Below are 6,754 nucleotides of genomic sequence, written 5' to 3' on the forward strand. Positions count from 1 at the left end.
GGCTGGTCTCTGGAGTCATCGCAGCGGACCGTGCTCAGGCGCTAGTCTTATGAAGCGTGCGCTTTCAAAGAGAAAATGAACATCTTTATCGTACCGTCATAAATCTGTGTTGTCAACAAATAATATATTTTTTATGTTGTTTTTATTTGTTTATTGTTTGTTATGTAGGGACTACAATAGAATAAATGTTGTTTTCGGTTATTTTATTGCAAAATACAGATAATTAAGTCTATATTTATATAACAGAATTTATAGAACAGAATTTATATAGCTCCGGAAAGGTGATTACGATGCTGGCTGCCGAAAGACGCAATAAAATAATAGATCTTGTCCATCAGGACAAGCGGGTGCTGGTCTCCGACCTGAGCCGCATGTTCGAGGTGACGGAAGAAACGATCCGCAGGGATCTGGAAAAGCTGGAGAAGGACGGTATTGTCAGCCGGACTTATGGCGGGGCGATGCTGAACAGGCATACCAATGAGGATCTTCCGTTCGTAACCCGCAACGCAATTAATACGGATATTAAACGCAACATTGCGCTGAAAGCGCTTGATCTGATCAATGACGGGGATACGCTGATGGTAGATCCCAGTTCAACCTCCTTTGAGTTCCTTAAGCTGCTGGGTAACAAAAATAATCTGACGGTCATCACCAATTCAATCAATATTTTGCAAGAGTTCGCGAATTCCGGCATGAACATCATCTCCACCGGCGGTTCCCTGCGCCACCGCTCACTGTCACTGGTCGGTCCGGTCGCTCATGATACGATTCAGCGCTATAATGTCGATACCGCTGTGATTAGCTGCAAGGGAGTGGATATGGAACGGGGAATTACGGATTCCAACGAGCCGGAATGCGAGCTTAAGAAATATATGCTGCGCCAGGCCGAGAAGGTCGTGCTGCTCGCTGACCATACCAAGTTTAATAAGACTGCTTTTACGCAGCTGGTAGAGCTGGGCAGAATTGATGTACTAATCACTGACCGTAAACCCCCGGAGCCTTGGCTCAAGCGGCTGGCTGAGGAGAATATTGAAGTTCTCTACTAATAGGTTTGATGCGATATACAAAAAAGGACATCTCCCCTCTACCTGGCTGGGGAAATGCCCTTTTTTTGTGCTGCAACGGTGTAGTTAACCTTTGGACAGCATAATATTCAAAATCGTCTCATCTGTTGCGGCAAGCCCTTCCTGGACCAGCCGTTCCATGTTACGGATCGTATCCTCGACCTTTTCAAAAATCACGCCGTCATTGTCGGACGGTGAAATATTATTCATCGCCAGCGTTGCCGCCTGGATTGCGGCATTGGTGGAGGTGGAAATTTTGAGCGCACAGGTGGATTTCGCACCATCGCAGATCATGCCGGACAAGGAAGCTATCGTATTCTGGATGCCATGCTTGATTTGCTCCAGACTGCCGCCCATGAGGTAGATAATGCCGCTGTTTGCTCCCACCCCGCCGGCAATGCCCGACCCGCATAGCGGTGAGAGGCGTCCGATATAATGTTTGACATGCACGGTAACCAGATTGCTGAGGGCGATGGCCCGGGCCAGCATTTCATCGTCTTTGCCCAGTAGCTCTGCCAGTTTAATGACGGGCAGTGTACAGGCTATGCCCTGATTGCCGCTTCCGGCAGTGGTCATCACAGGCATTGCACTGCCGTCCATCCGCGCATCAGAGGCCGCAGCCGTAGCCGCAATGACCGAATTCGCCACATCATTGCCGAACAGATTGACAGCGGAGCGCTGACTCATCTTTTTGCCGACCTGAAGGCCATAGTCTCCCCGCAATCCCTCGTCCGAAATCGCCTTATTCATTCTGGCACCTTCCAATAGAAACTTCAGCTCTGAATAATCCGTGTTGCAGACAAATTCAAAGATTCCTTCCAAAGAAACCGCGTAGGCTTCCGGGCTCCGCAGTTCGTCCTCCCCGCAGTCCCCCTTGTCCTTTTGGATCCCGACCGGCATCCCATCCTTCTCCAGTAAGACAATATTGGTATGCTCTCCAGAAATAATTGCCGTTGCCTGGTGGTTAGCGCTGCTGACCCGGGCTTCAATATACAGTTTCTCCGGGGTATCTTTCAGTTCCACATCCAGCAGCTTGCGCCCGATGATTCCGTTAGCCTGCTCTAATTCTTCTGCAGTCAGTCCGGAGAGAATCTCCAGCTTCCTGTGTGACCGCTGGATTACTGCGCCAAGTGCGGCCGCAATCGGCAGCCCGGTCTGACCAGTGCCGGGAATCCCGACTCCCATGGCATTCTTGATTATATTTCCGCTAAGATGCAGCTGAATGGACGTAATCTCCTCCTGCAGCAGCTCCGCCGCCAAAGAGACGGCATAGGCCACAGCGATCGGCTCTGTGCAGCCTTCTGCGGGAACGATTTCTTTTTTGAGTATTTCCAATAGATTAACCATAGATTAGATCACCATTCCTCTAGTTGCCGGAGTTTATCCATTTATAGTACAACAGAGTGCAGGTTCAGGGGAACTGTATATTGACTTTGGGAAGATTTACTTTGATTCTGCTTCATTCATAAATGCCCTGAAGTTCTCGGCAATTGCCTTGGATTGGGTGTGGTGTAAATAATGCTCGCCTTCAAGTGTTACCACTCTGCCGTGATCCAAAGGCCGGACCTGCGCTTCATGCAGCGGCAGCCAGTCCTCAACCTCTGTATCATCCGCCTGTACAAATAAGATAACAGGGAAAGCTTTCGGGAAGCTTAGCTGCTGAGCGTCTTTAAAATTCGCAGAGATATGCTTCATTTCGTTCAATGTCGTATCGTTGTTCGAGTTTTTATACGAAAGCATCCGCATCTGCTGTTTCGTCTGAGCATCGAAGGATGATGATGCATACGGGTCACCGCTTATTGTCATAACGAATCTTAGCAGACCTGATTTCTTGAGGAATTTGAACAATTTCATCGGAAATTCAGCGTCCATCCCGCCTTGTTCAGGAACACTGCTGTCGATCCCGGCAAAGGCGGTCACTTCCTCCGGATACTTGTTCACGTAGTCCAGGGCATATATGCCTGCAATGGAGTGCCCCATCAGGATATACCGGTCAATATTCAGCTGCTGCAGAGCCTCATGAATTTCTCTTACAATATTCGCAGTTGTCCGTTCGGAATCGGTTCCATCACTTAATCCATAGCCGAAGGGCTCAATCGCCACCACCCTGTAATAGGGGGACAGTTCATCCATCAGCAGCTTAAAATCAAGGGCCGGTGCCGCTGTACCGAATCCGGGCAGGAGCACGACCGTTTCATCCCCTTGCCCCTCTATGGTCACATTCATCTGTTTGCCGTCCACTGGCACCAGCTTCCCATAGGGGATTATTTTTCCTTGTTCAGATTTGCTGCTGACCACATTCACTATAAACACTATCGCCAGAAACAACGCTGCTGCAATAGCTAAGATACCGATTATTTTAAGTAAAAGCCTTAGTATCCTCTTCATTCTATTGCCTGTCCGCGTGTTCACTCCCTGAGTTTGTTCCACTGACATCTTCCCCTGTCCGTACTGTTTTTTTCGGCTGGCTTGAACGAGCCGTTAAGATCAGCTTAACGGATGAAGATGTACTCCGAGTGACGGCAATATGAACGCAGTATGAACAGGTAAAAAATGCTGTAGCATAGAAAACGCGAATCCGAGCCTCGGTGGCCCTCTATAATTCTAACTATCCTGCTGTCCGGTGAACGGTAGGGTCACAACTATAACCGTACCCCGGCCAGGTTCGCTCTCCACCCGGATGCTGCCTTGATGCAGCAATACAATCTGTTTCACGATGGCAAGCCCCATACCGCTGCCACCATGGCGGCTGTGCGAACGGTCTGCCTTAAAGAAGCGTTCAAAGATCCGCTGCTGATCCTCCTGCGGAATTCCGATTCCTGTATCAGAGATCCGTACGGTCACATCGTCAATCTCCTGTAGGATGCTGACGGCGATCACGCCGCCATCCGGGGTGAATTTGATGCTGTTGCCAATAATATTCGTCCACACCTGATTTAACTGATCATAATCGGCTATCAGCAAGGCGGGTATAAGATCAAGCTCGAATGTAATATTGCGTGCTGACCATTGTGGCTGGAGCGCAACAATCACCCGCCTGAGCTGTTCATCCAGACTGAACTTGACCCGCTGCTGCAGCTGCGGCTGTGATTCAAGTACACTCAGTTTAAGCAGACTATCGCTCATCTTGGACATCCGGTCTGCTTCAGCCATGATAATCTGGAGATAACGGCTTCGTTCGTCGTCTGTGATATCCGCCTGCTGAAGTGCAAGCGCATACCCCGAGATCGAAGTGAGCGGTGACTGAACCTCATGAGATACGTTCGATACGAATTCTCTGCGCATCTGCTCCAGCTGCTGCAGCTCACGCATCATTTGTTCAAAGCTGCGTGCCAGCGTCCCAAGTTCCCCCGATTGCTTAATGTTCAGCTTGACGCTGAAATCACCAGCGGCGATCTGCCGGGTCGCCTGTGTCAATTTTTTGATCGGTCGGATGAGATACATGGCGGCCACCATAATCAGCAGGCTTCCGGCAATCAACGAATACGTCAGAAAGTTAAGCACCCATTTGATTATAAAAGTAGACGATGAAGGCGCACGCTGCTCCACGAACATTGCTTTCGTCCCTATCTCTGTCTTAAGCGGCAGCCCTATGAGTATTGGATCAATCCCGTCTGTCCGGGTTTGAACAACCTTTCCCTTCAGGACGTCCGCGATTTGTCCGGCAGTTACATGGAGAGGGTCATGTCCGTCAATTGCACTGAAGATCTGCAGCTGTCCTTTCCCGTCATAAATACGGACATAAAAAGAATTAAGCTGCTTCATCCCGCTGACGTACGAGTCTGCTTCCCGCACCGGTAACAGCTCGTAAATGCGGGAAATATCCTGGCCAAAATCCATCAGGGTAACCCGCAGATTGTCATTCAATTGATCTTCATAAATCCAGGTAGCCACAAAAAAGGCAATGACCGCGCCCCCGACCACAGAGAACAGGAAGGTCAGAACGACACGTATATATAAGGATTTAATCATTCGGTAACCTCAAGGCGGTAGCCAAGTCCGCGCACGGTCCCGATCTGGAAATCAGTGATATGCGCGAACCGTTCCCGCAGGCGTTTAATATGTACGTCTATCGTCCGGTCATCCCCCGGGTAATCAAGCCCCCAGATCTGTTCGATCAACTGCCCCCGTGTGTAGACCTGTCCGGGAGTTCCGGCAAGCTTATACAGAAGTTCGAATTCCTTCAGCGGAAGCGTGAGCGCCTCAGAACCTAACATAACCTTATAGGTCTGGCGGTCAAGAGTGACACTGCCGAGCCGGATCGTCTGTGTGGTGCCGATTTTATAACGTTTCAATAAGGCTCTGACCCGGACCGTTAACTCCAGCGGATCGAAAGGCTTCGTCAAATAATCATCCGTGCCGAGTTCAAACCCCTTCACCTTCTCCCAGGTTTCACCCCTCGCAGTCAGCATCAGCAGCGGCAGATCAGGACTGGCTCTCCGGAGCTCCCTGCATAAAGTCCAGCCGTCCATCACCGGCATCATAATATCAAGTACGACCAGATCAACAGGCTGCGAAAAATAGATACTCAGTGCCTCCTTGCCGTCCACAGCCTCGACTGTGTTAAATCCGTCATTCCGCAGAAATAAACAGACGAGTTCACGAATGTTCGCATCGTCGTCCGCAACCAGTATAGTAGGCATCTGTTCCCTCTTTTCCTTGATTCAGCTTATCGTAAAGTAATCATTATACTATACAGACCTGCGATTCATATAATCATGCGCGAACCTGATATTACAAAGCACAAAAAAGCGGCAAACCCCAGTGCCCAGTAAGGACATTGAAATTGCCGCTCTTAATATTAACCCTGCTATAGAGATAAGGCTTGTGCCAAGTTTCAAGCTATATAGCTGTGCCGCTTATTTGGTCTCCACGGCATGGCCGCCGAACTCGTTGCGCAGCGCGGCAACCACTTTTCCGGTGAAGGTGTCGGTCTCCAGCGAACGGTAGCGCATCAGCAGCGCCATTGCGATAACCGGTGTAGCCGCCTGCAGATCAAACGCTGTTTCCAGTGTCCATCTGCCTTCTCCGGAGGAATGCATAATCCCTTTGATCTCGTCCAGCTTGGCATCCTTCGAGAAGGCGCGTTCCATTAGCTCCATCAGCCACGAGCGGATAACGGAGCCGTTGTTCCACACACGGGCTACCTCCTCGAAATTAAAGTCAAAGCCGCTTTTCTCCAGCACTTCAAAGCCTTCCCCGATCGCGGCCATCATGCCGTATTCAATCCCGTTATGCACCATCTTCAGAAAATGGCCGCTGCCGGACTTGCCGGCATACAGGTAGCCGTTGTCCACAGAGGTATCACGGAACAGCGGCTCGGCAATCGTCCAGGCTTCCTCGTCTCCGCCGATCATGTAGCAGGCGCCATTGCGTGCCCCTTCCATCCCGCCAGAGGTTCCGGCATCCAGGAAGTATATTCCTGATTGTCCGAGTTCATCATGGCGGCGGATGGATTCCTTATAGTGCGAGTTCCCGGCCTCGATGATTATGTCGCCTTTGGACAACAGCGGGGTCAGCTCAGTAATTACAGAATCGACAAACTGATGCGGCACCATAATCCAGGCAATCCGAGGTGTATCCAGCTTGCTCACGAGTTCGGCCAGATTTGCCGCCCCTGCAGCCCCCTTCGCTCCAATCTCTTCAACGGCAGCAGCATTCACATCATACGCCACAACCTCATGTCCATG

6 protein-coding genes are annotated in these 6,754 nt (G+C 50.3%); 1 reads left to right on the plus strand and 5 read right to left on the minus strand.

Features of this window, described 5'->3' with window-relative positions; genetic code table 11:
* Window positions 1–290 precede the first annotated feature (290 nt).
* Window positions 291–1,046: a DeoR/GlpR family DNA-binding transcription regulator gene (locus AQR02_RS13545; RefSeq protein WP_054940950.1), complete on the plus strand. Its 756-nt coding sequence runs from the start codon at window positions 291–293 to the stop codon at window positions 1,044–1,046.
* A gap of 84 nt (window positions 1,047–1,130) precedes the next feature.
* Here the strand turns inward: AQR02_RS13545 and AQR02_RS13550 are convergent, their stop codons facing one another.
* The 5 genes from AQR02_RS13550 to gnd form a co-directional block, all read right to left on the minus strand.
* The gene (locus AQR02_RS13550) at window positions 1,131–2,411 is read right to left on the minus strand and encodes an L-cysteine desulfidase family protein (RefSeq protein ID WP_054940951.1); all 1,281 of its coding nucleotides are present in this window, start codon (window positions 2,409–2,411) and stop codon (window positions 1,131–1,133) included.
* A gap of 96 nt (window positions 2,412–2,507) precedes the next feature.
* Window positions 2,508–3,452 carry an alpha/beta fold hydrolase gene (locus AQR02_RS13555; RefSeq protein WP_425340011.1) on the minus strand — a complete coding sequence of 315 codons (945 nt, stop codon included), beginning with the start codon at window positions 3,450–3,452 and terminating at the stop codon, window positions 2,508–2,510.
* Window positions 3,453–3,668: 216 nt separating this feature from the next.
* A complete protein-coding gene (locus AQR02_RS13560; RefSeq protein ID WP_054940953.1) occupies window positions 3,669–5,036 on the minus strand; it encodes a sensor histidine kinase in 1,368 nt (455 codons plus the stop codon).
* The gene (locus AQR02_RS13565; protein WP_054940954.1) at window positions 5,033–5,707 is read right to left on the minus strand and encodes a response regulator transcription factor; all 675 of its coding nucleotides are present in this window, start codon (window positions 5,705–5,707) and stop codon (window positions 5,033–5,035) included. The genes AQR02_RS13560 and AQR02_RS13565 overlap by 4 nt, the downstream gene beginning before the upstream one ends.
* Window positions 5,708–5,923: 216 nt before the next feature.
* Window positions 5,924–6,754: phosphogluconate dehydrogenase (NAD(+)-dependent, decarboxylating) (gene gnd / locus AQR02_RS13570; protein WP_245237412.1), on the minus strand; the 831-nt coding region annotated here is incomplete at its 5' end.

This window comes from Paenibacillus ihuae, from assembly GCF_001368795.1.
Taxonomy (GTDB): domain Bacteria; phylum Bacillota; class Bacilli; order Paenibacillales; family Paenibacillaceae; genus Paenibacillus_AQ; species Paenibacillus_AQ ihuae.

Coding starts and splice junctions, on each gene's coding strand:
- AQR02_RS13545 (WP_054940950.1), top strand. CDS start 291: ATGCTGGCTGCCGAAAGACGCAATAAAATAATAGATCTTGTCCATCAG.
- AQR02_RS13550 (WP_054940951.1), bottom strand. CDS start 2,411: ATGGTTAATCTATTGGAAATACTCAAAAAAGAAATCGTTCCCGCAGAA.
- AQR02_RS13555 (WP_425340011.1), bottom strand. CDS start 3,452: ATGAAGAGGATACTAAGGCTTTTACTTAAAATAATCGGTATCTTAGCT.
- AQR02_RS13560 (WP_054940953.1), bottom strand. CDS start 5,036: ATGATTAAATCCTTATATATACGTGTCGTTCTGACCTTCCTGTTCTCT.
- AQR02_RS13565 (WP_054940954.1), bottom strand. CDS start 5,707: ATGCCTACTATACTGGTTGCGGACGACGATGCGAACATTCGTGAACTC.